General features: G+C 62.3%; 21 protein-coding genes and 4 pseudogenes. 15 read left to right on the forward strand and 10 right to left on the reverse strand.

The window, feature by feature from the left end:
• Positions 1 to 199: 199 nt before the first annotated feature.
• Both DIE16_RS28740 and DIE16_RS28745 read right to left on the reverse strand, forming a co-directional pair.
• A complete protein-coding gene (locus tag DIE16_RS28740; protein WP_124893872.1) occupies positions 200 to 685 on the reverse strand; it encodes a hypothetical protein in 486 nt (161 codons plus the stop codon).
• Between the two features lie 123 nt (positions 686 to 808).
• A complete protein-coding gene (locus DIE16_RS28745; protein WP_124893873.1) occupies positions 809 to 1,183 on the reverse strand; it encodes a hypothetical protein in 375 nt (124 codons plus the stop codon).
• 141 nt (positions 1,184 to 1,324) lie between these two features.
• Here DIE16_RS28745 and DIE16_RS28750 point away from each other — a divergent pair, with 141 nt between their 5' ends.
• The 3 genes from DIE16_RS28750 (at position 1,325) to DIE16_RS28760 (ending at position 3,800) form a co-directional block, all read left to right on the forward strand.
• Entirely contained in the window at positions 1,325 to 1,666 is a 342-nt protein-coding gene (locus DIE16_RS28750) for a helix-turn-helix domain-containing protein (RefSeq protein WP_124893874.1), read from the forward strand.
• Positions 1,667 to 2,624: 958 nt separating this feature from the next.
• On the forward strand, positions 2,625 to 3,086 hold the full coding sequence (locus DIE16_RS28755) for a hypothetical protein (RefSeq protein WP_081052430.1): 462 nt from the start codon (positions 2,625 to 2,627) through the stop codon (positions 3,084 to 3,086).
• A 9-nt stretch (positions 3,087 to 3,095) separates the two neighbouring features.
• On the forward strand, positions 3,096 to 3,800 hold the full coding sequence (locus DIE16_RS28760; protein ID WP_124893875.1) for a protein mobD: 705 nt from the start codon (positions 3,096 to 3,098) through the stop codon (positions 3,798 to 3,800).
• Positions 3,801 to 4,012: 212 nt separating this feature from the next.
• Here DIE16_RS28760 and DIE16_RS28765 read toward each other — a convergent pair whose 3' ends face one another.
• Complete coding sequence (locus DIE16_RS28765) at positions 4,013 to 4,846, reverse strand: DUF932 domain-containing protein (RefSeq protein WP_091926168.1); 834 nt, start codon at positions 4,844 to 4,846, stop codon at positions 4,013 to 4,015.
• A gap of 573 nt (positions 4,847 to 5,419) precedes the next feature.
• Between DIE16_RS28765 and DIE16_RS36780 the strand changes: the two genes are divergently transcribed.
• The 8 genes and pseudogenes from DIE16_RS36780 (at position 5,420) to DIE16_RS28800 (ending at position 12,472) form a co-directional block, all read left to right on the forward strand.
• Entirely contained in the window at positions 5,420 to 5,566 is a 147-nt protein-coding gene (locus DIE16_RS36780; RefSeq protein ID WP_185735528.1) for a hypothetical protein, read from the forward strand.
• Positions 5,567 to 5,640: 74 nt separating this feature from the next.
• Positions 5,641 to 6,069: pseudogene (locus tag DIE16_RS28770) on the forward strand (transposase); the annotation flags it as partial.
• A gap of 118 nt (positions 6,070 to 6,187) precedes the next feature.
• Positions 6,188 to 6,961 (forward strand): annotated as a pseudogene (locus tag DIE16_RS28775) (IS110 family transposase); the annotation flags it as partial.
• Between the two features lie 283 nt (positions 6,962 to 7,244).
• Positions 7,245 to 8,099, forward strand: a pseudogene (locus DIE16_RS28780) (IS3 family transposase); the annotation flags it as partial.
• A 245-nt stretch (positions 8,100 to 8,344) separates the two neighbouring features.
• On the forward strand, positions 8,345 to 9,361 hold the full coding sequence (locus tag DIE16_RS28785) for a LysR family transcriptional regulator (protein WP_124893876.1): 1,017 nt from the start codon (positions 8,345 to 8,347) through the stop codon (positions 9,359 to 9,361).
• Positions 9,362 to 9,519: 158 nt separating this feature from the next.
• Positions 9,520 to 9,900: a response regulator transcription factor gene (locus tag DIE16_RS28790; RefSeq protein WP_124893877.1), complete on the forward strand. Its 381-nt coding sequence runs from the start codon at positions 9,520 to 9,522 to the stop codon at positions 9,898 to 9,900.
• A gap of 32 nt (positions 9,901 to 9,932) precedes the next feature.
• Positions 9,933 to 11,831, forward strand: coding sequence for an ATP-binding protein (locus tag DIE16_RS28795; protein ID WP_124893878.1), 1,899 nt, complete (start codon positions 9,933 to 9,935; stop codon positions 11,829 to 11,831).
• The gene (locus tag DIE16_RS28800) at positions 11,828 to 12,472 is read left to right on the forward strand and encodes a response regulator transcription factor (RefSeq protein WP_124893879.1); all 645 of its coding nucleotides are present in this window, start codon (positions 11,828 to 11,830) and stop codon (positions 12,470 to 12,472) included. The genes DIE16_RS28795 and DIE16_RS28800 overlap by 4 nt, the downstream gene beginning before the upstream one ends.
• A 55-nt stretch (positions 12,473 to 12,527) precedes the next feature.
• Here DIE16_RS28800 and DIE16_RS28805 read toward each other — a convergent pair whose 3' ends face one another.
• The 6 genes from DIE16_RS28805 to DIE16_RS28830 all read right to left on the reverse strand — a co-directional run bounded on the left by DIE16_RS28805 (position 12,528) and on the right by DIE16_RS28830 (position 18,902).
• The gene (locus DIE16_RS28805; protein WP_124893880.1) at positions 12,528 to 13,856 is read right to left on the reverse strand and encodes an MFS transporter; all 1,329 of its coding nucleotides are present in this window, start codon (positions 13,854 to 13,856) and stop codon (positions 12,528 to 12,530) included.
• A 478-nt stretch (positions 13,857 to 14,334) separates the two neighbouring features.
• Positions 14,335 to 15,699, reverse strand: a complete 1,365-nt coding sequence (locus DIE16_RS28810; protein WP_124893881.1) for an FAD-dependent oxidoreductase — start codon at positions 15,697 to 15,699, stop codon at positions 14,335 to 14,337.
• Between the two features lie 44 nt (positions 15,700 to 15,743).
• Positions 15,744 to 16,505: an SDR family oxidoreductase gene (locus DIE16_RS28815; RefSeq protein WP_124893882.1), complete on the reverse strand. Its 762-nt coding sequence runs from the start codon at positions 16,503 to 16,505 to the stop codon at positions 15,744 to 15,746.
• Positions 16,506 to 16,561: 56 nt separating this feature from the next.
• Entirely contained in the window at positions 16,562 to 17,362 is an 801-nt protein-coding gene (locus DIE16_RS28820) for an SDR family oxidoreductase (protein ID WP_124893883.1), read from the reverse strand.
• 235 nt (positions 17,363 to 17,597) lie between these two features.
• Entirely contained in the window at positions 17,598 to 18,359 is a 762-nt protein-coding gene (locus DIE16_RS28825) for a glycine betaine ABC transporter substrate-binding protein (protein ID WP_124893884.1), read from the reverse strand.
• 27 nt (positions 18,360 to 18,386) lie between these two features.
• On the reverse strand, positions 18,387 to 18,902 hold the full coding sequence (locus DIE16_RS28830) for an EamA family transporter (protein ID WP_311769728.1): 516 nt from the start codon (positions 18,900 to 18,902) through the stop codon (positions 18,387 to 18,389).
• Between DIE16_RS28830 and DIE16_RS28835 the strand changes: the two are divergent.
• From DIE16_RS28835 to DIE16_RS28850, 4 genes and pseudogenes are all read left to right on the forward strand, one after another.
• Positions 18,886 to 19,530: pseudogene (locus tag DIE16_RS28835) on the forward strand (substrate binding domain-containing protein); the annotation flags it as partial. The gene DIE16_RS28830 and the pseudogene DIE16_RS28835 overlap by 17 nt on opposite strands.
• Positions 19,531 to 20,013: 483 nt before the next feature.
• Positions 20,014 to 20,382: a BON domain-containing protein gene (locus DIE16_RS28840; RefSeq protein WP_124893885.1), complete on the forward strand. Its 369-nt coding sequence runs from the start codon at positions 20,014 to 20,016 to the stop codon at positions 20,380 to 20,382.
• Between the two features lie 349 nt (positions 20,383 to 20,731).
• Positions 20,732 to 21,268, forward strand: coding sequence for a carboxymuconolactone decarboxylase family protein (locus tag DIE16_RS28845; RefSeq protein ID WP_124893886.1), 537 nt, complete (start codon positions 20,732 to 20,734; stop codon positions 21,266 to 21,268).
• 196 nt (positions 21,269 to 21,464) lie between these two features.
• The gene (locus DIE16_RS28850) at positions 21,465 to 21,755 is read left to right on the forward strand and encodes a putative quinol monooxygenase (protein WP_124893887.1); all 291 of its coding nucleotides are present in this window, start codon (positions 21,465 to 21,467) and stop codon (positions 21,753 to 21,755) included.
• Between the two features lie 152 nt (positions 21,756 to 21,907).
• On the opposite strand, the gene DIE16_RS28855 is transcribed toward DIE16_RS28850, so the two are convergent.
• Entirely contained in the window at positions 21,908 to 22,516 is a 609-nt protein-coding gene (locus tag DIE16_RS28855) for an LrgB family protein (protein WP_260434462.1), read from the reverse strand.
• Positions 22,517 to 22,536: the final 20 nt, after the last annotated feature.

Here is a 22,536-nt window from a genome sequence, read left to right on the forward strand (position 1 = left end):
GTCCTTTTCCATTTGGGGCGGATTTTGCCCCCACATTTGCCCCCACGCGTTGAGTGGTTCTCACGGGAACGGCGCGGAACTTCCATCGAGCTATGCGGCGTCCGGATCGGAATTCCGGTTGTAGCGACTTCGCCGCCCCCGCACAACTTGCGCGCCACTGCTGACGTCGCCGCACCGCTGGCGTAAAGCTGATCACAAGTCACTCCCGCCTTTCGGCCTCGATTGAAAGGCGACCCACCGGGTTGTCACGTTGATTGTGATCGACGTCGGCGGTCGCATCTAGATGGACCCAGAAAATGAAATCGAAGCCCCGGTCCTCGAGGCGCTCGAACTGCTCCTCAGCTGCGGCAAGCTTCAGCAGGCATTGAGCTTGCCAATCCAACCCCACCACGAACCATTTCCACGAATTGTTCCACCCGCGCCACAGGATGGCGCCGGCGCTGCAATGATCGTGTGCAAACTTCTGGATCCGTCGGTCGATCACCTTCGCATCGTCGCGCGAAATGGATCCAGATAGGCGGATCGCGACAGTGTTCGCCGCATCGTCACGCGCGAGATATACCTCCGCAATGCCGCTCAAGTGCCGACGAACGCTTTCGAGATGCTCGAGTTCCATATCTGCATCCACTGGCATCGCGCCACACAATACATATTCACCCTTGTCTAGGGCATCTTCGATATCCATGATCATCACATCCGCTGATGTTTCGCCGGACAGGTCGGGCGACTGACTGGATGCTCCGGCGTGGGACAGGCGGCCAGCGGCCATGCGACGGCGGGCTGCCGTGCTGGGCGTTCATGAGAAAAGTCAGGAGCCGCCATACACCGTCGACGCGCAGCGTTCCAGTCTGCGGGTCCAGATGATGGAATCTCGGGAGAGGTCGATGTGGCGATCAAGGCCGAGCGGCAAGAATGAAACGTCGCCGGCCCAATTCCTTGTGAAAATTGCAGCGGCGCTCGCGTGTTTCTGCGCAAAGTCGGCAAGCACTTTCTCCACCGCGAGCCATGCGTTCGGTAATAGCGCGCCTGTGAGGCAGATTGCCAAACAGTGCGCCACAGGGTCGGTGGCAAAATAAGCGTCGACATCGACCTGTTCGGTCAATCTGTTGGCGAGGTTTTCGGCGTGTGCACGACGAAATTGGGTACCGACGGGTAGCGCGCCGCGGAGTGTGTAGTTGGCCATGGTTTCCTCCGGACCGATTCGCCGCTCGTGCGAGCCGGCATGGCGGCGCCCGCTCGACAACGTGCGGTAACATCGAGAAGTCAAATGGTATGACGAGATTAGTACTCGTTTGTACCATTGTCAACTAACAAAACATGACAAATGGATGATTTTCCGACACGCCTCAAGCAGGAACGCAAGCGCATGCGCTTGACCCAGCCCGAATTTGCAGAGCTGGGCGGGGTTCATAAGCAGGCTCAGTTTCATTACGAGCGAGGGACGCGCCGTCCGAATTCCGATTACCTCGTCGGGTTGGCGTCTGCCGGCGTGGACGTGTACTACCTGCTTACTGGGCGCGTCGCGACGCTTGCATCGACTGTTGAGGAGCAGCAGATCCTGTCCAGATACAGGGCCCTCGACGCAGATCAGCGCGTTGCAATGCTGGCGCTTATGGACACCATGGGTGGATCAACGCACCGTGCGAAAAAGAATGGTGATTCGTAGGGGGACTAAAAGGTCGGCACGTTCGCGGATCGCACGATCTGACGATCGTGATCTGTAGACGAATTCGGGGCGCCGTGTAAGGCCAATGTCTCTTTGGCTAGAAGAAGTCCCGTCAACATCCCTGCCTAGGAACGACGACCTGTACTTCCTAATGTGTGCCGCTCACCATTGACCTATGTTGTCGGGAGGGTAATGCGGGCTATTACAGGGCCGAGCCACAGCCGGACAGTAACCGACCTTCCACAGGACGCGAAACGGCTTTCCATCGCTCGAACTGTTATTCCGCGCAGTGCAGAGGTGCATGGCGCCCAAAACCGGCGCAAGCCTATCCTGCCGTCACTCATTTTTCATCTTGTTTTCTCAGCCGAGCGTGACTTCCGTATGCGCTATGTGCAAGCCATGCGCATTCTGAAATCGCGTCCGTGTAATTGCCGTGTGCGGCGCGTTTGATGCAGCGGTGTGAAGAAGTGAGCCCCGCATACACGATCGCATGATCCCGAGCGCATCACGTGTAATCGGGTGGAGAATGCCGGAAAGCATGTCTTGAGTGATTGGTGCGTCCGAAGCACTGCGTCGCGTCGTGCCGGTGGTACTCGAGTTTGGTCCGCAGTGGCGCGACGGTGAATGTCTGCGTAACGCCGGTGCGCGCGTGTAGCGCTGGCGTTGAAAGGGCCGGGCAGAAGAGGTGAATGCCGAGTGCAAGCCGGTGGCATCGAATGCGTTCTGGATTGCGCTTCAGCGCGAATGGATGGGCAGCAGTGTTCACTGCAATTTGTGTCCATACGCACGCGAATGAGAAGCCAGATGAGGCGTCTGACGACAAAAAATATTTCTTGTTCCGTCATATTCCTATGTATTCCTCTACATTCAGTTTGCTCCGAAATCGACATAGAACGAGGGTTGACGGAGCGTAAACGCGTGCGCAAGATGCAGTGAAGGGTGTGCGTCGGAGGTCGTCATGTCGGTTGCCAGAAGATTCACTCGAGGGCAGTGGGAAGCGTTCGGTCGCAGGCTGGATGCGCTGCCGGAAAAACCGAAAGACGCGCAACCTATCAAGGTGGGGGACGGTGTCAAATCTATACAGCCACAGATCGTGGCGGCGCGGGAGAAGGGATATACGTTGTATGAACTGATAGAGCAGGCCGCGCAAGACGGCATCGACGTGAATCTCAATTCGCTGAGATATGCGATGCGCCGTGCGGACGGAAAAGGAAGGGTTCGGCGAGGCAATCGAGACACGGCACGAGAGCAGGCGACAGCGCCTGCTCGAGGCAGGAAGTCAGCGCGGGCCAATGTGTCACGCGATAACCCGCCGCGCACGGGATTGCAGCAGAAAGAGAACACGGGGACAACCAGGCCGGGGCAACAGGTACAGGGCTGTCTTGGATTTCCGATCAGCCCGGACACCGAGAACTTGTAGAGGTCTCACATGGCAAGGCAAAATCCCCCCATCTATTTGGTTGGTGGTAGCAAGGGTGGTGTCGGCAAGAGTTTTGTGACGCTGGCGCTGGTCGACTATCTGCAACGCGCGGACATCAACGTCGTGCTGGTGGAGACGGACACGTCCAATCCTGATGTCATGAAAGCGGTCCATGCCGAAATCGAGTGCGCGTCATGTAATTTGGACGACGTCAGCGGATGGATCGACTTTGTTAACTTCTGCGATACGCACCGGGATGCGATCGTTGTCGTCAACACGGCAGCCCGGAGTCAGGCGGGTGTCGAGCAGTACGGTGGAACACTCGCTAGCGCGCTCGATGAGCTCGCCCGGCGTCTGGTCGTGTTGTGGGTCATCAACCGGCAACGCGATAGTCTCGAATTGCTGCTCAAGTTCGGCGCGACGTTCCCGAACGCAATCACGCATGTTGTGCGCAACGGCTACTTTGGTTCGCCAGATAAATTCACCCTTTATCGGGACTCGCAATTGCGCAACGCCGTTGAAGCACAAGGCCAATCGTTGGATTTTCCCGATCTTGCGGATCGCGTCGCGGACGAGTTGCGTAGCCAGCGTCTGTCGGTCGGGAGGGCGGCGCAAACGATGCATATCGGTGAGCGGGCGGAACTGCTGCGCTGGCGTGCGATATACGGCACGATGTTCGCCAAGCTGACAGCTCATGCGCAATTGGCGCGGTGAGGTTGTCCGGTGCGCTCACGCGTCTGTTACTCGAGGTCGGAACGTCCCGGTCGAGGAGGATATTCGGGAGCCACGCAGACTTTGCAAACTGCCGCTTGGCAGCAGTGATATGAATTATATGACGGACCCAAGGAGATCCTGTCATGACAAAATGAATAGTTATCCTGATGGGATTGATTTGAGTAGGGCGACGCGATGCCGCCCTACGGCACTTACACCTTCATTTGGCGCATGGCGTCGGCCAGCATCCACAGGGCGCGATTGAGCTTTACGTTTTGGTCGATTCCGGTGATGGGGCGTGTGGACATTGCACGCCCGGTGCGCGAGCGGCCATGCAGCCCGCCTTTCGTGAGGTTCTCCTGCACGCGGTTAAACACCGTCCAGAGGTCGTCACGACGATCCTCGAAACGGCGGGGAGCGAGCAACTGACTTTCGGTGATCGGGGCAGGAATCTCGGCATCGGTTGGATCGTAGCGCAGCGCAAGCGCGGAGCGAGCGAACGCCTGCTGTTCGTCACGGTTCAGCGAAACGTCGCGCATGCCTTCCTTTTGTTCGCGAATCAGCTCGAAACCGTCGAGCACGTCGAACGCACCATTGATGACGTTCTGAATGATGTTTCCTTTGTGCGGCACGCGAATATCGGCGACGTTGTCGCCCGCAACCATGCCATTCTGGCAGACAAAGCGCAGCAAGCCGGCGAGCATCTGATAGCTACTCGTGCCGTCATGCGAGTTCAGCAACACGATTTCGTTGGCTTCGTCGCCGTTGATCTGCTCGGCGTGGCGAAGGCGAAGCATGTGCTTCGTGTAGTCGCGCTTGCCCTGATCGCGCACGCGCGTTTGGCAGATCATGAATGGCTGGAATCCTTCATTACGCAGGCCTCGCAATACGTCGATGGTCGGAATGTAGGTGTAGCGCTCCGAGCGACTTTCGTGCTTGCCGTCGCCGAAGATGGACGGTGCAACGCGGCGAATCTGGTCGTCTGAGAGGGGTGAGTCGGCCCGAAGCATCGGGGAACTGTAATGGAAAGAAGAAGCGAGTTGCATGGCAATCTCCACAGCAAAAAGGGTTGAGCGGCGGGCTGTGGGATGACCTTGCCGCTTACGCGGAAAAACTCTCCCGGTGGAACTCGGGGTTGGCTTTTGCTTTTGCCTGACACCCTGTTTCCTGCCCGTGCGATCCAAGGAGCCGAGCGCTGGACGGTGTCAAGGAAGGAGGCGAGGGATGGTGCGGGCAACCCGGTCCCTCGCCCCTTGATGCCGTCCAGGGCTTGGCTACGGTCGCGGGACAGGGCAGGAAATAGGGTGCCAGGCGCAGGCCAAGGCAGGAGTTTCACGGGAAGAATGACGAAGCCCCGGTTATTCACAGTCTCTGGGGGCAACGCTGTGAACAACTTTCGCGGCCGGAGCGTAAGTGATTGAGGTGTCTTGGATCTCGGGGCGAACGGTGCAGTAAGCGTGAATCGGGTCAGGATTCGGGAATTCGATCGCCCAAGTTCACTTTCGCTCGGAATCACATAGGCATCGGAAGTTAGCCGCCCCGTATACTGGGGCCGACGTAAGGACATGGGGGTGGGTATGGGGCTTTAGTGGATCGAGTATCTGAAGCAGAGCGGCTGGATGGATCTGCTAAAAGTTGGCGGCGTCGCCGGCGTTGTGAGCTCGGTCGTCACGCTGGGTTGGAATGAATTGCGGGAGGCCAGGGTCAGCAGGCGCAAAGCACGGCATGTCGCGTTGACGGTCGCGCTGTCGTTGGAAAGCAATTGAGCGGCCCCCAGTAAACAGTGCCATGATGTAAGCGAGTTTTCGGCGGACTTTTTCAGTATGAAAGGAGCCGTACGATGAAACGCAAGCGCTTCAGTGTCGAGCAGATTGTGGCGGTGTTGAAACAGGCCGAAGCAGGCATGCCGGTAGCGGAACTGATTCGTCACGTGGGCATTTCGGAGCAAACCTTCTATCGCTGGAAGAAGGTATATGCCGGTTTGCAGACGGACCAGGTGCGGCAGCTCAAGCAGCTTCAAGACGAGAACGCCCAACTGAAGAAGGTGGTCGCGGAGCTGACGTTGGACAAGGCGATGCTGACCGACGTATTGAAAAAAAAAGTGGTGATGTCCTCGCCAAGGCGCCACGTCGTGGATTATCTGAAGTCTGCCTATGGAATAGCAGAGCGGCGTGCTTGCCGCCTGGCGGCCATATCGCGCTCGGTGTGTAGTTGTCTAATGAATTCGGACACTGATTTAGGCGAGAATGGTCGCCATGAAGAGGTGTCTGATGAGCAAGCAACGACGTACGTTTTCCCCGGAGTTCAAACAGCAAGCCGCCTGTCTGGTGCTCGACCAGGGCTGTAGCCATATGCGCTGCGTGTTCCAGGCGATCACAAGGTTCGTCAACATCGGCAACAAGAACGACGCAGCAGGTGCGAGAGCAATATGGCTCGCAGTGCAGCAGCCATGCAAAGCAGTCGCGGTAAAGCCCGAGGACCAACAAGCTGTACTGGCGATGCACCGAACCCGTCAGCAACTGGTAAAGGTCAGGACCATGCAGATCAACGCGCTGCGCGGCTTGTTGACCGAATACGGTGAAGTGATGGGCACGAGCCGTGCGTCACTCGATAAAGGGATATCTGGCCTGCTGGAACGGCTTGCCGAGCGCCTGCCGGCGATGCTGATCGACACGCTACGCGAGCAGTGGAATGGTCTAGCGAAGCTGGACGAACAGATCGCGACAATCGAGAGGCGGCTGAAAGCATAGATGAAGCAAGATCGGGCATGCGCGACTATCGCTGCGATACCGGGAATCGGATTTCTTACGGCCACCGCGGCGGTAGCAACGATGGGGGACGCGAAGGTGTTCAGATCTGGGCGGGAATTCGCGGCATACATCGGTTTGGTACCGAAGCAGTCAGGGTCGGGAGGCAAGGTCAATCTGCAGGGCATCAGCAAACGCGGCGACACGTATCTGCGCACGTTGCTGATACACGGTGCGCGCAGTGTGTTGGCAAACGCAAAAGATCCCGGCCCGTGGATTGAGCAAATCAGAAAGCGTCGGCCGCCGAATGTCGTAATCGTTGCGTTGGCCAACAAGATGGCGCGAACGGTTTGGGCTGTTCTTGCACACGAGAAGCAGTACGAGAAGGCCTACGTGAGTGTGAAGCCGGCATGATGGGCTTTGCCGCGTAGAAGCTCAATGTTTTGCAGAGGAAGAATTGTCGAAAGGTTGCGCAGGCGTTTTGCGTGTGATGACGAACCAGGTAAGACCGTGACTCGCCAAGCCTGAACTGGTCGTAGAGTCTCGAGCTCGCCGGAGGAATGAGGCACGAGCCAGCGGATTTCATCGGGGCCCGCAGCGGGAGAACCGGCTGCAAGAAGGCCGGATATAGAGCTGCAACCCATCCTGTCCGTCAACGCACAAGAAAACCTGCACAAACGGGAGACGTTCATATAGACGACCAGTGAAACTGGTTTGTGAAGTTCTCGGCGTGTCGCGCTCGAACGTATCGGCACGACTGTCGCGTCCGGCGACGTGGCGCGATGGCCGTCAATCGCGGCAGACGGACGATGCGAGCGTGGTCGAGGAAATCCGCCGAGTCGTCGGCGATTTGCCCAGCTATGGCTATCGGCGGGTGTGGGGCTCGCTGCGCAATGAACGCATTGCTGCCGGACAGGTGCCGTTCAATGCGAAGCGCATCTATCGCATCATGCGCACTCACGGTCTGCTGATGCAACGGCGTCCAGCCCCGCCTCGGCCGCAACGTCGGCACGATGGCAAGGTGACCGTCGCGCGCAGCAATCAGCGATGGTGCTCGGACGGCTTCGAGTTCCGCTGTGACAACGGCGAGCCGCTGCGGGTGACGTTTGCGCTGGATTGCTGCGACCGAGAGGCGATGAGCTGGGCAGCCACGACAGCAGGTCACAGCGGCGACATCGTGCGCGACGTGATGCTGGCTGCAGTGGAGAATCGGTTTGGCAACGAACTGCATACCCCGTCCGAAATCGAGTGGCTGAGCGACAACGGTTCGGGCTACACGGCCGACGACACGCGCCGGTTCGCAGTGGCCATCGACCTGAAGCCATTGACTACACCGGTGTGCAGCCCACAAAGTAATGGGATGGCAGAGAGCTTCGTGAAGACGATGAAACGCGACTACGTCGCCTTCATACCGAAGCCGGACGTAGCGACTGCTGCACGCAACTTGGCCATCGCGTTCGAGCATTACAACGAGAAGCATCCCCATAGCGCGCTGAAATACCGCTCGCCTCGCGAGTTCCGGCGCTCGATGGATTCAGCAACCTTAGTGTGATGCCGTGTCCGGGATTACGGGGGCAACACCAGATTGTGAACTCCTACAGCTGCGCTGGGTTGCGCGTGACCAACAGCGATCACCCGTTCAATTCCATGTACCGGCGGGCAATTGCGCCGGGTCGACGGTGTGACGGCTAACACTATCGTATAAGGTACGAACTCCCATGAGGTGATATTGCGGAGACCGACTGTTCTCTAGACTTCTGGTTAATCCTTCCACCGCAACGATTTCCGGAGAACAGCATGGACCGTACCCTGCACGCGATGTCAGTGTTTAGTCACGTCGCCCGCCTGGGCAGTTTCACCGCAGCGGCTGATATGCTAGGTATCAGTGCAGCGTCGGCCAGTACGTTGGTCCGGAGACTGGAAGAATATCTCGGCGCAACGTTGCTTCAGCGATCGACCCGCTGTGTCAGGCTCACTACGGAGGGCGAGCAGTATCAGGAGCACTGCCAGCGCATTCTCGGCGAGATCGAACTGATGCAGCAGCAACTGAGCGGCGCCGGAAAGATCGCGCGCGGCCGGTTGGCGGTGGATCTCGATCAGGAAGTCGCGCATTCGGTGTTGCCGTTCTTGCCGGTGTTCCGTGCGAACCATCCGGAAGTGGGCTTGCGGGTCGACGTCGGCGGCGACGCGGACGGCCTGATCGCGAACGGCGTGGACTGCGCGGTCGTGGTCGGCCAGTTGGCGGACTCGTCGCTGCGCAGCCGGCGCGTCGGGCACTTCCATGCGGTGACGGTGGCGAGCCCCGACTATCTGAAAGCGCGCGGCACGCCGGTTGACCCCGACAGCCTCCATTGCCACGACGTGATCCATTACACGCCGCGGCGCTTTGGTCCGGTCCGCGAGTTCCGTTACACCGTGGACGGCGCCGAGACGCGGCTCAAGCTGGCGGAGCGCATTTCCGTCAATGACGTGCGTTCGGCCGTTCGATATGCGGTCGAAGGCGTCGGCATCGCGCAGGTGAGCGAACGGATGGTCGCGGAAGAGTTGGCGAAGGGCACGCTCGTCAGCATTCTCGGTGAGTACGGCCCGCCGCCGCTGCCGATTTCGGTGCTGTATCCGGATCGACGCCAGGTGCCGATGTCGATACGCGCGTTCATCGACTGGATGCAGACCGAGCTTCGCGATCTGGAAATCGCCAGCTTCGACCACACGTCGGTGCCGAACGGCGGGCGCGACGCGGCACCGTACTGGACGCCGAACGGCGAGCGGCCGTTCATTACAGCGGGCTTCCAGCAGCTGTCGGCCACGGCGTGAGCCGTACAGACGAGGTGGCAGCATGCATGTCGGGCGCGGCGTTATACCGAAGTATAGTTTGCGAGCCGATGCCGGCGGCATAGGATGCGGTCGAGCCCGCGGACCTCGAATGCGCGATCTCGCCATTTTTTTGAATTGAAGGTCAAGGACCCGCTGGTATGCCGAACCGAGGTATAGTTTCCATCGTCGATGATGACCGGTCCATCCGTCGGGCAACGCGCAGTCTCGTGCGCTCGCTGGGCTGGGACGTGCGCGTCTACGAGTCCGGCGAGGCGTTCCTCGACGCAGATCTAATCGGCGACGTCGCGTGTATCATCTCCGACGTGCATATGAAGGGCATCACCGGGTTGGAGATGTATGAAGCTCTTCTCGAGCGCGGACCGGCTCCTCCCGTGATCTTCATCACGGCTTTCCCATCCGACGCAACGCGTGAGCAGGCGATGAAGCTCGGCGCGATCTGCGTGTTCAGCAAACCGGTCGATCCGGCGCAGATCCAGAAGCGCCTGGAGGACGTCGGCGCGAACAGCGGCCTCCAGTAATCCGGAGATCCGTTTTTACCGAGTCACGAGATATGGATAGCAATCGCCAGATGAGCGAGGGTCGCGGCGTACGTGTGGACCACATCATTGCGCCGCCCGAGCTCGCGGCGGTGCCTGCGTCCGCGCTCGGCCCCAATGTCGACGCGCAGCTGCGCACCAGCCCGCGCGCGGTGTACGCGGTCGCGATTGCGCTGGGTCTCGCGGTGTTCCTCGTCGACGCGTTCGCGCCGGTCGACGTCGCGGTCGCCGTGCTGTACGTCGTGGTGGTGCTGCTGGTTGCATCGGTGGCGTCCACGACGGTCACTGTCGGCACGGCGTGGGCTTGCGTGTCGCTGACCGTGCTCGGCTTCCTGCTCGCGCAAAGCGATCAGATCGCGGTCAGTTCGCTCGCGCGTTGCATCGTCAGCGTCATTGCGATCGTGACGGTGTCGGCGCTCGCGTTGCGCAATCAGAGCAGCCGCGCCATGCTGCAGAACCAGGTCGATCTGCTCAACCTCACGCACGACGCAATCGTCGTGTACGGCCTCGACGGGCGCGTCCGCTTCTGGAGCAAGGGCGCGGAGCGTCTGTACGGATGGCGCGCGCCGGAAGCGTTCGGCGCGGCGTTCCATGAGCTGACGCGGACGGCCGCCGCAGCGCCGATCGCCGAGCTGATCGACACGACGATGCGCGAAGGTTGCTGGCAAGGGGAGCTGACGCGCACGCGCAAGAGCGGCGAGACGGTGCTGATCTCCAGCCGCTGGATCGTGTCGCGCGACAAGTCGGGGCAGCCCGTGGCGATTCTGTCGACCGACAGCGACATCACGCAAGCAAAGTCGCTGGAAGCCGAGCTGCGCCGCCAGAAGGAAGAACTGGTGGCCACGATCGATGCGATCCCCGCGATGGTGTGGAGCACGGCGGAAGACGGACGCCTGCTGTACCTCAATCGTCGCTGGACCGATTACGACGTCAGAACCCGCGACGGCGCGGACGTGTGGCGCGACATCGTCCATCCCGACGACATCGCGACGCTCGAGGCGGCCTGGCATGATGCGATTGCGTCCGGCAGCCCGTTCGAGGTGACGGCGCGCGTCCAGCTCGGCAGCGGCGAGTATCGCTGCATGATCATCGGTGCCGCACCGTTGCGCGATGCAGATGGCCGGATTCGCCGCTGGTACGGCGTCAATACGGACATCGAGGCGCGCCGGCAGGCCGAGCAGGCGCTGGAGCGCTCGCGCGCGGAACTGGCCCATGTCACGCGCATCACGATGCTCGGCGAACTCGCGGCGTCGATCGCCCACGAGGTCACGCAGCCCTTGGCCGCGATCGTGACGTCCGGTGAGGCCGGGCTTCGCTGGCTGAACCACGACGTGCCGGATCTCGACGAAGTGCGCGATTCGATCGAACAAATGACCGACGACGCAAGGCGTGCCACCGATATCATTCGTCAGATTCGCGCGATGGCGAAGCGCAACGATAGGGACGACGCGCTCGTCGACGTGACGTCGATTGTCGAGCAATCGATGGACCTGATGCGCCGCGAGCTGCAGAGCCACGGCGTCGAAGTCGCGCAGAACTGCCAGCCGTCGCTGTGGGTGCGTGGCGATCGTGTGCAGTTGCAGCAGGTGGTCATCAATCTGCTGATGAACGCCGTGCAGGCGATGAGCGGCGTCACCGACCGCACGCGCACGCTGGCCGTGTCGACGCGGCTCGTCGACGGCGCGAACGCGCAGATCACGGTGGAAGACTCCGGTCACGGAATCAAAACGCAGGACGCCGATTCGCTGTTTACGCCATTCTTCACGACTAAGAAGGAGGGCATGGGAATGGGCCTGTCGATTTGCCGTTCGATCGTCGAAGGGCATGGTGGCCGCATCTGGGCCGAATCACAAGAAAACGAGGGGACATCAATGCAGTTCGTTCTACCAGTCGAAGGAATCACGCAGCCATGAGCAACGGTCCCGATCTCATCGCAACGAACTCCGTCGTGTATGTCGTCGACGACGACGACTCGATGCGCAACGCGCTTGGCCGGCTGTTTCGCTCCGTCGGCCTCGGCGTGGAGCTCTTCGGTTCGGCCCAGGAGTTTCTCGATGTCGACAAGCGTGATGTGCCGAGCTGCCTGATTCTCGACGTCCGGCTCAAAGGCCAAAGCGGCCTCGCCTTGCAGGAACAGATCGTCGCCGGCGATCTTCAGTTGCCGATCATCTTCATCACGGCGCACGGCGACGTCGCCATGTCGGTGAAGGCGATGAAGAACGGCGCATTGGACTTCATGTCCAAGCCGTTCCGCGATCAGGACATGCTGGACGTCGTCCAGAATGCATTGCTGAAGGACGAGAGGCGCCGCAAGTCGGACGGCCGTCTCGCCGACGTTCGCCGCCGCTACGGCACGTTGACGCCGCGCGAGCGCGAAGTGATGAAGTACGTGGTGAGTGGTCTGCTGAACAAGCAGATTGCCGCGGAGATGGGGCTCAGTGAAATCACCGTGAAGATCCATCGCGGCCATGCGATGCGCAAGATGGGCGCGCGAACGCTGCCCGAATTCGTGCTCGGCGCGCAAGCGCTAGGGCTCGATCCCGCGGCGGAGTAACGCTGTCGGCCGCCGCGCCTGCACGAGGCGGAGCGGCGGCGCGAGTGCTGCCGGCTTATCGGTTCACGATATGTTTGGGCAGCACCAGTGTGAGACACAGGCCCGCCAGCAGGCACGCAATCATGCACCACACGGGAAGCGCAAAGCTGCCCGATGATTGCTTCAGCACGCCGACCACATACGGACCGAAAAAGCCGCCGATGTTGCCGATCGCACTGATCCAGGCGATGCCGCTGGCCGCATTGCTGGGGCCGAGCACCGCCGTCGGCATTCCCCAGAACACGGGCGGCACGGACAGCAACCCGGCATTGGCGATGCACAGCGCGAGCACGGTCAGCCATAGGTTGCCGTGCCAGACCAGCGCGAGCGTGAGCCCCGCCGCAGCGAGCAGGAACAGCGCGGCCGTATGCAGGCGCCGTTCGCGGTGACGATCCGCGCTTTGTCCGACCATGATCATCACGATCATTGCGACCGCATTCGGCAGCGCTGCGATCAGCCCGATAACGAAATCCCTTCCGACGCCGAGCGACTTGATCATAGTCGGCGCCCATAGCGTGTAGCCGTAAATGCCGAACACGTCAAGGAAGTAGACCACGCCGAAGGTCCAGAAAATCCAGCTGCCGAACATCTGGTCGTTGGACGCCGATGCGGCCAGTGCCCGATCCTGGGCGAGCGTGCGGCTGAGGTACGCGCGGTCGGCCTCGCTCTCGTGCCGGCTCTGGGTGACGTCGTCCTCGAGATACTTCCAGCAGAGCAGCGCCGCGACGAACGCCGGCAACGCCTCGACGACCAGCATCCATTTCCATCCGGACAGCCCGGCGATGCCGTCGAAGTATTCCATGATGAAGCCGCTCAACGGCGAGCCGATCAGCCCGGACAGCGGAAGCGCCGCGTAGAAGGTCGACAGCACCCGCGCACGGTGGTATCGCGGGAACGACTGCGAGATGTAGTAGACGATGCCCGGTACGAGCCCGGCCTCCGCGACGCCGAGCAGATAGCGCATCACGTAGAACTGCTTGGGCGTCGCGATGAACGTGGTCAACGCCGAAACGATCGCCCATGACAGGATGATGCGCGTGAGCCAGCGCTTCGCGCCGACCCGCTGCAGGATCATGTTGCTCGGCACCTCGAACACGACGTAGCCCAGCGCGAACGTACCGGCGCCGAAGCCGAACACCGCATCGCTGAAACCCAGATCGACCACCATCTGCAGTTTGGCAAAGCTGACGTTGATGCGGTCGACGTAGGCGGCCACGTACGCAAACATGAAAATCGGCAGGATGCGCAGCGCAAGATGCCGCGAAATGCGATTTTCGCGCGTTTCGTCGTTGGGGTCGTCGCTGCCGGCCGGATGACCGGATGAGCGCGTCGCGTTCAGATCCAAGAGGCTCCCTCGTTGCTTGGCGAGCCAGGCCGCACGGATTCGTCCATGGCAACGCCAGTGATCGTCGATATCGAATGCCAACAGCAATTCATGTTTCCACGCCGCGACGCACACCTACACGTGCACGTCGTTCGCTCGGTAACGAAGCGCAGCGGGTTGCTGGATGCAAGTGGAAGAACGGCGACTTTACCCACGGTCGACGCCCACGGGCCCGGAGCGGGCGCCAGTGTCGACGAACGCATGTTTTGTTCGAGGCTCGAAACTACCGCGCAGCCCGTGTGTCCGTTGACGGGACGCAGCGAGCCATTCGAACTTGCCCGCGGATTTTACCGGATAGTGGCGACGCGAGTACGCTAAGTGCAGTCATTTTTATGTTGGCTGCGACAGGCGTGCGGACGTGCCGACGCCGTCGCGGCGCATCAGGCGTCACGACGGCGCGAGCGGCCGGGAAAACCCGGCCATCGGCGCGAGCGGCGGCTTACTTGATCGTTGCGAAAAGCAGGTTGAGGCCTTCGGCGAGAAGCGGGTGGGCAAGGATCGCGTCGCGCACCGATGTGTAGGGTAACTTGCCGATCATCGCGATCTGCACGGCCGACATCACTTCGCCTGCACCCGCGCCGACCATCGTGAAGCCCAGGATCTGGCCGGTGTCCGGCGCGACGAGCGCCTTCATGAAGCCGCGCGTGGTGCCGTTGGTGCGCGCGCGCGGCACGGCTGCCATCGGCAGTTTCGCGACGATGACCGGCGTGTTGTGCGCTTTGGCGTCCGTTTCGTTCAGACCGATGCGCGCCAGCTCCGGATCGGTGAACAACGCGTACGGAATCACACGCGACGCCGTGCTGCCGGCGCGCCCGTCGATGCCGGCTTTCAGCACGCGATAGTCGTCGAACGATGCATGCGTGAACATCGGCGTGCCGGCCACTTCGCCGATCGCCCAGGTGCGTTCCGCGGTGGTCGCCAGCGTGTCGTCGACCTTGATGAAGCCGCGCGCGTCGCGCTCGACGCCGGCCAGATCGAGGCCAAGGTCGTCGGTGACCGGGCGCCGGCCCGTCGCCACCAGCAGATGGCTGCCTTTGACGGTCGTGCCGTCGGCGAGCGCGACCGTGACGCCGGTGCCCGATCGGCCCTCCACGCGGGCAATGCGTGCAGACAGCTGCAACGCGATCCCGTCGGCTTCGAACGCGTTCTGGATCTCGATGCTGACGTCCTCGTCCTCGCGAACCGCGACGCGCGGCGCGTCGTGAATCACGACGACTTCGCTGCCGAGACGCCGGAACGCCTGCGCCATCTCGAGGCCGATGTAGCCGCCGCCGATGACGATCAGCCGTTCCGGAAGCACGTCGAGGCCGAGCGCCTCGACGTGGGTAAGCGGAGCGGCGTCGCGCAGCCCCGGCACGTCGGGGATCGTCGCCACCGTGCCGGTGTTGATGTAGACGTTCTCGCCTTCCAACAGCTGCTCGCTGCCGTCGGCGGCGAGCACGGCGATGCGCCGCGGCTCGACGAAGCGGCCGGAGCCGATCACCAGATCGAGGCCGGACTGCTCGAACGCGCGGCGGTTGACGTCGACCATCCCGTCGACCACGGCGCGTACGTTCGCGTGGACTCGCGCCATGTCGGCCACCGGATGAGCCGTCGCGTCGGCCGAGCGCCACGCATGCATGTTGCGGGCATTCTGGATCAGCGTCTTGCTCGGAATGCAGGCGACGTTGATGCACGAACCGCCAATCATCCCGCGCTCGATGACGGCCACGCGCTTGCCGCTACGCGCAAGATCCATCGCCAGCGACTTGCCGCCCTTGCCGCCGCCGAGGAACAGATACTCGTATTGTTTGGGGCTTTCCATGACGCAACTCCTCAGGTTATCCAAAAGATCGAATCGGCGAGGACTCACGCGACCGGAATGGGGTTTTCCGCGAGCGCCTGATTGAACTGATCGACGAATGCATGTTCGTTCGGGCCGACGTTGTTGCGCAGCGGCTGTGCGATCTCGACCACGACTTCCGTCGTCGCGGTTCCGAGACGCTGTATCGTCTCCGCGATGAACGCGTCGAGCGGCATCGCGCGCGGATCGCCGCTCTTGTGGACGAGGTCCGTATCGACCCACGGCGGCGCGATTTCGAGCACCCGCACGCTCGTGTCGCGCAATGCGAAGCGCTGCGACAGCGTGTACGAGTGAATCGCCGCCTTGGTGGCCGAGTAGAGCGCGGTGGACGCAAGCGGAACGTAGGCGAGAACGGAGCTGTTGTTGATGATGTACGACTCCGGTTGCGCCTTCAGATGCTCGACGAGCGCGGCGCTCAGGCGCACCGGGCCGAGCAGGTTGGTGTTCACGAGCCGCACAGCCTGGGTATCGTCGAGCGCACCGGCGGCATCGTCGAACGGCATGATGCCCGCGTTGTTGACGAGGACGTTCAAGGTCGGATAGTCGGCGATTAGCTGGCGCGCGACGCGCTCGATCTGCTGCGCGTCGCCGACGTCCAGCTCCACCGTGTCGATGCCCGGATTCGCGTCGGCGATCTCGTCGAGCAGTGTGCGGCGACGCCCGGCGACGATCACCTTGTTGCCGCGCCGATGAAGGTTTTCAGCGAGTGCGCGGCCGATGCCCGAGGTACCGCCGGTAATGAAGATGGTGTTTCCGGTGAGTTTCATGATCGTGGTTCCTTTGAATGAATGAGTTGAGCGGTTGCGAAGTTGGATGAACCGGGTCAGTGCGTGACGGCGTAACGTGCGGCGACGGTGCTGTTCGACAGATGGGGCGTCATGACGCGACGGGCGGCGTCGTAGGCATCCCATTCTTCCGCTGCGTGCAGCGACGGAATCGTGACGAGCTCGTGACGATCGAAGCCGGTCAGCGCGGCGTCGACGAGGTCGGACGCCGACATCACGATCTCCTTCGGCAGGTTGTCGAGAGGCAGGCCGCCGTTGTCCCAGAACTCGGTGGCCGTCGCGCCGGGCAGAACGGCCTGCACCTGCACGCCTTTGTCGGCGAGCTCGTGATGCAGCGACTGCGTGAACGCGAGCGTGAACGCCTTGCTGCCGCCGTACACGCCGTTCAGCAGCTCGGGGCCGATCGCGACGATCGACGAGATGTTGATGATCGCGCCGTGACCGCGCTCGACGAAGCCCGGTGCCGCGGCATAGGTCAGACGCGTCAGCGCGGTGACGTTGAGATCGATCATGCGCGTCATGGCGTCGACGTCGCTTTCGAGCAGCGGCTTGTGCGTGCCGACACCGGCGTTGTTCACCAGCATCGTGAGGCTCGCGTCGGTGCGCAGCTTCGCTTCGATCTCGGCGAGCGCTCGAGGATCGCCGAGGTCGGCGGCGATCACTTCGACGTTGCGCTGCGTGTCGTCGGTGATGCGCTTGGCGAAGTCGTTGAGCCGGTCGCGATTGCGGGCGACGAGGACGAGATCGAAGCCGCGGCGTGCGAGCCGTTGCGCATAGATCGCGCCGATGCCCGACGATGCGCCGGTGATGAGTGCGGTGCCTTGATGTGCTTGCGTCATGCTGTTGCTCCGGTGAGGGTGTCGAAGTGCTCGACACGGGCCGGCGAAGCGCATGAGCCGCTGCGTGATGCCGGTGGCTCGGTGCTGCATGCGCTTCCTCGTTCGTGTCGAGGTAGTGCGATGCAGTGTATGAGTCGCACGACGGGTCGATCAACGAGCCCCGCCCATAAACTCAATTCATCCAGCATGAATACTGGATCGGCGAACCGGTACCGGCGGCGGCGAGCGTCGCGCGTCAGTTCGGCTGCGTCGCACCGATGCGTGACGGCACGTAATCGAGCCGACTCGTCTCGCGGTTGCCGAGGTTCAGCGCGCGCAGTTCGACCAGCGCGGCGGGCGCAATCGCGTACAGCGACGTCTTTCTGACGATCAACGTGGCGTCGTCCGTGCCGCCCAGCAGCCCCTTCGGATCGTCGAGTTCGCGAATTCTGTATTGCTCGTGCAGATACTGCGGCGTCCACAGCGGAACGACGAACCAGCGACGCTCGGCGACCGCCTCTTCGAATGTGCGAACGCAATCGTCGAGCGGGCCGTTCTCGAAGTGATAGCCCGCGTGCGCCAGACCGTACTGCGTGATGATTTCGCGCGAGAAGCGACTGATGCCCGCGCCGGGATTGATGCCCTGAATCCGCTTGACCATCCGGGCGGCGACATCGGGCCGCCTCAGATCGGGAATCGCGCGCACCGCGCTGGCCGGCACGTAGTCCGGCACGCCCCACAGCGCGTAGGGCCGATACAGGACGGTGATCTTCTCGACGTCGTGCTCGAACGGTGCGAGATAGACGCTGTGGCTGCTCGGCAGCCACGCGCTGGTGAGCATGTCGGCCTGGCCTTCGCGCAGCATCTGGAGCGCCTGTTCATGCGGCGCAAAGCGCTCGTCGACCGCGATGCCGTGCGCGTTCAGGATGCGCCGCACGACGGCGGACGCCGCACGATGAAACGACAGGTCGATGGTAATCAGCGTGAGTCTGGATGGCGTCGGGATGGGATCGATCATGGGATGCTCCTGGGTAGACGAACGCGTTCAGCGCGATGTAATGGAAAGCGCGATGCCGGCGACGATGAGGACGACGCTGGTCGCGAGACCCGTGGTGAGATGCTCGTGAAGCCAGAGCACCGACGTGACGGGCCCGACGACCGGAACGCCGAGCATCGCCGTCGCCATGCTCATGCTCGACATTCGCGTGTTCGCCGCATTCACCGCGCAGAAGCAGAACGCCGTCGCGATCGGGCCGATGTAGACCAGCACCGACGTCAGCACGACGCTGCCGTCGCCGGTGTACGGCCCTTCGAAGATCGTGGCGAGCGCGACCAGCGGCGCGGCGGCGACGAGCATCTGCCACGGTGCGAGCGTGTAGGCGATCGATGCGCTGCGGAAGTGCCGCAGGTGCAGGATGCACACGGCCCAGCACAGCGAGGCCGCGAGCAGCATGAGGTTCGCGAGCACGGCGCGATGGTCGTGCCAGTCGACGTCGAGTGGATTGAACAGCAGCACGCCGGCCGCACCGAGCGCCGTGCCGAAGGCGGCGCCGTCGGACATCGGACGCAACGCTTTGCTGTCTTGGCTCGGCGTGTTCCGCGACGCGCATCCGAAGCTCGTGCTGCGGTTGTCGTTGTCGGACTACGTAACCGACGTGTTTCGCGACCCCGTCGATGTGGCGATTCGTTACGGCGCACCTGAAGCCGCGAGTTACGTCGCGCTGCCGCTCGCGGAAAGCAATCGACGCGTGCTCGTCGCGTCGCCCGACTACGTGAAGCGGCACGGCGCGCCTGCGTCGCTCGACGAGCTGGTGTTGCACGAGTGCCTGCCGTTCGTGCTGGGTGGACGTGTATACGATCGCTGGGTGTTCCCCGCCAGCGGCGTGCGGCGTCAAGTTACGGTGAAGGGCGTACTGCTTTGCGACGATGCCGAGATTGCGAGACGCTGGGCCGTCGAGGGTCGAGAGATCGCGTACAAGTCGTGGCTCGATGTCCACGACGATGTGCTGGCCGGCCGGCTGGTCGTGTTGCTGCCCGAACAGCGCGGTGAGGCAGCTCCGCTTAGCCTCGTGTGCCCGCATCGTCGTCAGTTCTCGCCCGCCGTCCGATATCTCCATGCGCATCTGCGCGAGCGGATCGCGCCAATGATCGCGGCGGTGCGCGACTACGTCGGCGACGCGGCCGAGTAACGCGCGGCGCTCCGTCGTGCAGGCGTTCGCGCTTGACGGCGAACGCCGAAGCTCGTGCATCGTGGCACGCATCGTTCTGGCACCAGTGCGGGACCACGTGTGCCCGCGAGTGTCGTCGAGTTCCGCTTGCGGAAGCGTCTTCGTCACTTCACCGAATTGCCCGCTCGCGCAATGCACCGTGTTGCATGCGTCTCGTACGCGGATGAGCGTCGGCCGGACACCGTGCAACACGTGCCGGTACTGTGCCGCTGCGGCGTCCTCCGGAAAATCGTCTCGCCGGGTATTCGACTAGTCGGAAATATTCAATTCACCTGTACGCAGGTATAGCGGGTACCGCGGGCGCCGCCGCGGGACATGATCATCTGCGCGGCTTTAAAGCTGTTTTCGGAAATGCGCCATTGAGCGCGGGGAGGCGGTTGTCTACCATTCGATCGGGTTTCAGCCCTTGTCGAATTTCCATCGATGTATTTTGAGGAGCTTGTGATGAAAAAGATTATTGCGTCTGTACTGTACGTAACGTATTTGGCTTTTGGCGTTTCCGCCCATGCGGCAGAACAGGATGCCGCTGCACCTTCTGACGCGGTCGTCAGCCAGAAAGAAGTGAACAAGGCCGACAGGCGGGCCGAACGCACCGCCGATCGGGCACTGTCGCGCAAAATCGTCTGGGCGCTGTCGAAAACGAAAGGGCTGAACGCGGTCAATGCGCGGGTACTCGTGCGCCATGGCGTGGTGACGCTGACCGGCTACGTGCCCGACAGCGAGCAGGTCCAGCTCGCCGGCGACAGCTCAGCGCGCGTCGCGGGCGTAACGTCGGTCGTCAACAATCTGGTGCCAGGCGAGCAGGGCCGGTGATTTCGCGCGCGCGTCGATGCCATGCGGGCGCTGCTGTGCGAAGCGCACTGGAACCATTGACGGCTCCGCGGCGAGCCGTGAGAGCCGTGTAGAGCATTTTCCTCAAAGCGTCGGAATTCGAATGCCGTTTTCGGTGCGCCCATGGTGCCGAAATCGAAATTCATTTCGTCGATAAAGAATGGAGAAAAATGTCGCCGCTGATCGCATTCGTTGCGCGACTGCGCGCATTTGCTCCTTGCCGCGTTTGACCATTAGCCAAGCCCCGGAATGCGGACATCGATCCGCGCTCCTTAATCACGTCGGCCATTGTCGGCCGGCGCCCGATTATCCAGCTCAGTGAGATATATATATGACACGCCTGACCACTTTGAAACCGTCGGAAGCGACCGGGGAAACCGCTGTCGTCTTCAACCAGATCAGGGCCGCGATCGGCAAAGTTCCGAATGCTTATGCGACCATCGGTACGCATAGTCCTGCCGGTCTGGCGGCCATGCTGAACGTCGACGCCGCTATCGCCGCGAGCTCGCTTGAGCAGGCCGACGTCGAAGCGGTGCGCCTCGCGGTCAGCGCGCTGTCGGGCTGCGATTACTGCGTCGCGGCGCACACGATGATCGGCAGGATGGCCGGCCTCGCGCCTGACGCGATGAAGCACATCCGCGCCGGCCTGCCGTCCGGCGATGCGCGCCGCGATGCGTTGCTCGCGTTCGTGCGCGCGATCGTGACCAGCCGCGATACGGTGCCTGCCGCCGTTCTCGACGCGGTGCTTGAAGCCGGGCTGACGGAGCGCCAGGTGATCGAGACGATCCTCGTCGTCACGTCGATTGCGTTCACCAATCTTGTGAATCGCGTGAACGACACGACGCTCGACTTTCCGGCTGTCGACTGAGGATGGCCATATCCGGCGCACGTTTCATTGCGTGACGCCGCGCGTGAGCCGGTGCGGTCGCGCGGGTGGTCGTACGTGCATGTCGGGCGGACGGCAGGCGGCGGATACCGTTTGAAGTCGCGCAACCAAGGGCGGTCGCGATTCGGGCAACGCGCCCGCTCGCGTCCGATCGGTTCAGTCAAAAATGGAGGTATCAATGTCCACGCAGTATGTGGTTGCCACGATTACGGCAGATCCGCAGCACGCCGCGACGGTGGAAGCGGCGCTGGTGGCCGCGGTTCCGGCTGTCCGCGCCGAGGATGGATGCGAGAAGTACGAACTGCATCGGCACCGCGCCGCGTTTCATCGCTTCACGATGGTCGAACGATGGCGTGACGAGCACGCGCTGAATGTGCACGGCATGACGCCCGCGTTCCAGACGCTGTCGCTAGCTGCGCTCGAAGGCAAGGCGACGCTCGACGTCGTGCTGCTCGAGAAGCTGATCTGAGTCTGCCGACTGTGGCTGTCAAGCAGCGGCGGCGCGCGGCATTCCCGGCCGCCGCTGTTTCGTTCCCCGGTCGCGATGGCGATCGCCTCGCAGCGTCGTTCATCGGACCAGCGCGGCGAGCACCGGCGCGACAAGTGTGGTTAGCACGCCGCTCATTCCGATCGCCAGCCCACCGAACGCGCTGGCTGTTCGCTGATACTCAGCATTCGCGCGGTGGCCAGCCCGTGGCCCGTAGTTCCGGCAGCCAAGCCGTGTGCGCGGGAATCGACGACGCGCATCACCTTAATCGCCACGCCGATCTGCATCACGGCCGCGATGCCGGCAAGCAGCGTGAAGGTCGCGGTCAGCGAGGGGTCGCCGCCGATGCGACGCGAGATGCTCATCGCGATGGGCGTGGTCGCCGAATGCACGATCAGCGATGCCGTGACCACCCGCGCGGCGCCGAGCCCTTTGCTGACGAATGCGGCGCTGCCGGCCGACACGATCGAGCCGATCGCAAGCGCCGGGACGAGCGCACGAGCGGTTCTGGGGATGTGGTGAAAACTGCGGAACATCGGGATTGCGAGCGCGACGGTCGCCGGCGCGAGCAGAAAGTGCACATACTGCGTAGCCGCCAGGTAGTCGCGGTATTGCACGTGCCTGATCGACAGCAATCCGACGAGCAGCAGCACCGCGACGAGAACGGGACGCGCGAGCACGTGTCCGTGCGCGGTTCGGTTCGCGAACAGTCCGATCTGATAGGCGACCAGCGTTGCGAGCAACCCCCAAAAGCGGTTGGTGT

It is taken from the genome of Burkholderia sp. Bp9090 (assembly GCF_003857985.1).
In the GTDB taxonomy this organism is placed as follows: domain Bacteria; phylum Pseudomonadota; class Gammaproteobacteria; order Burkholderiales; family Burkholderiaceae; genus Burkholderia.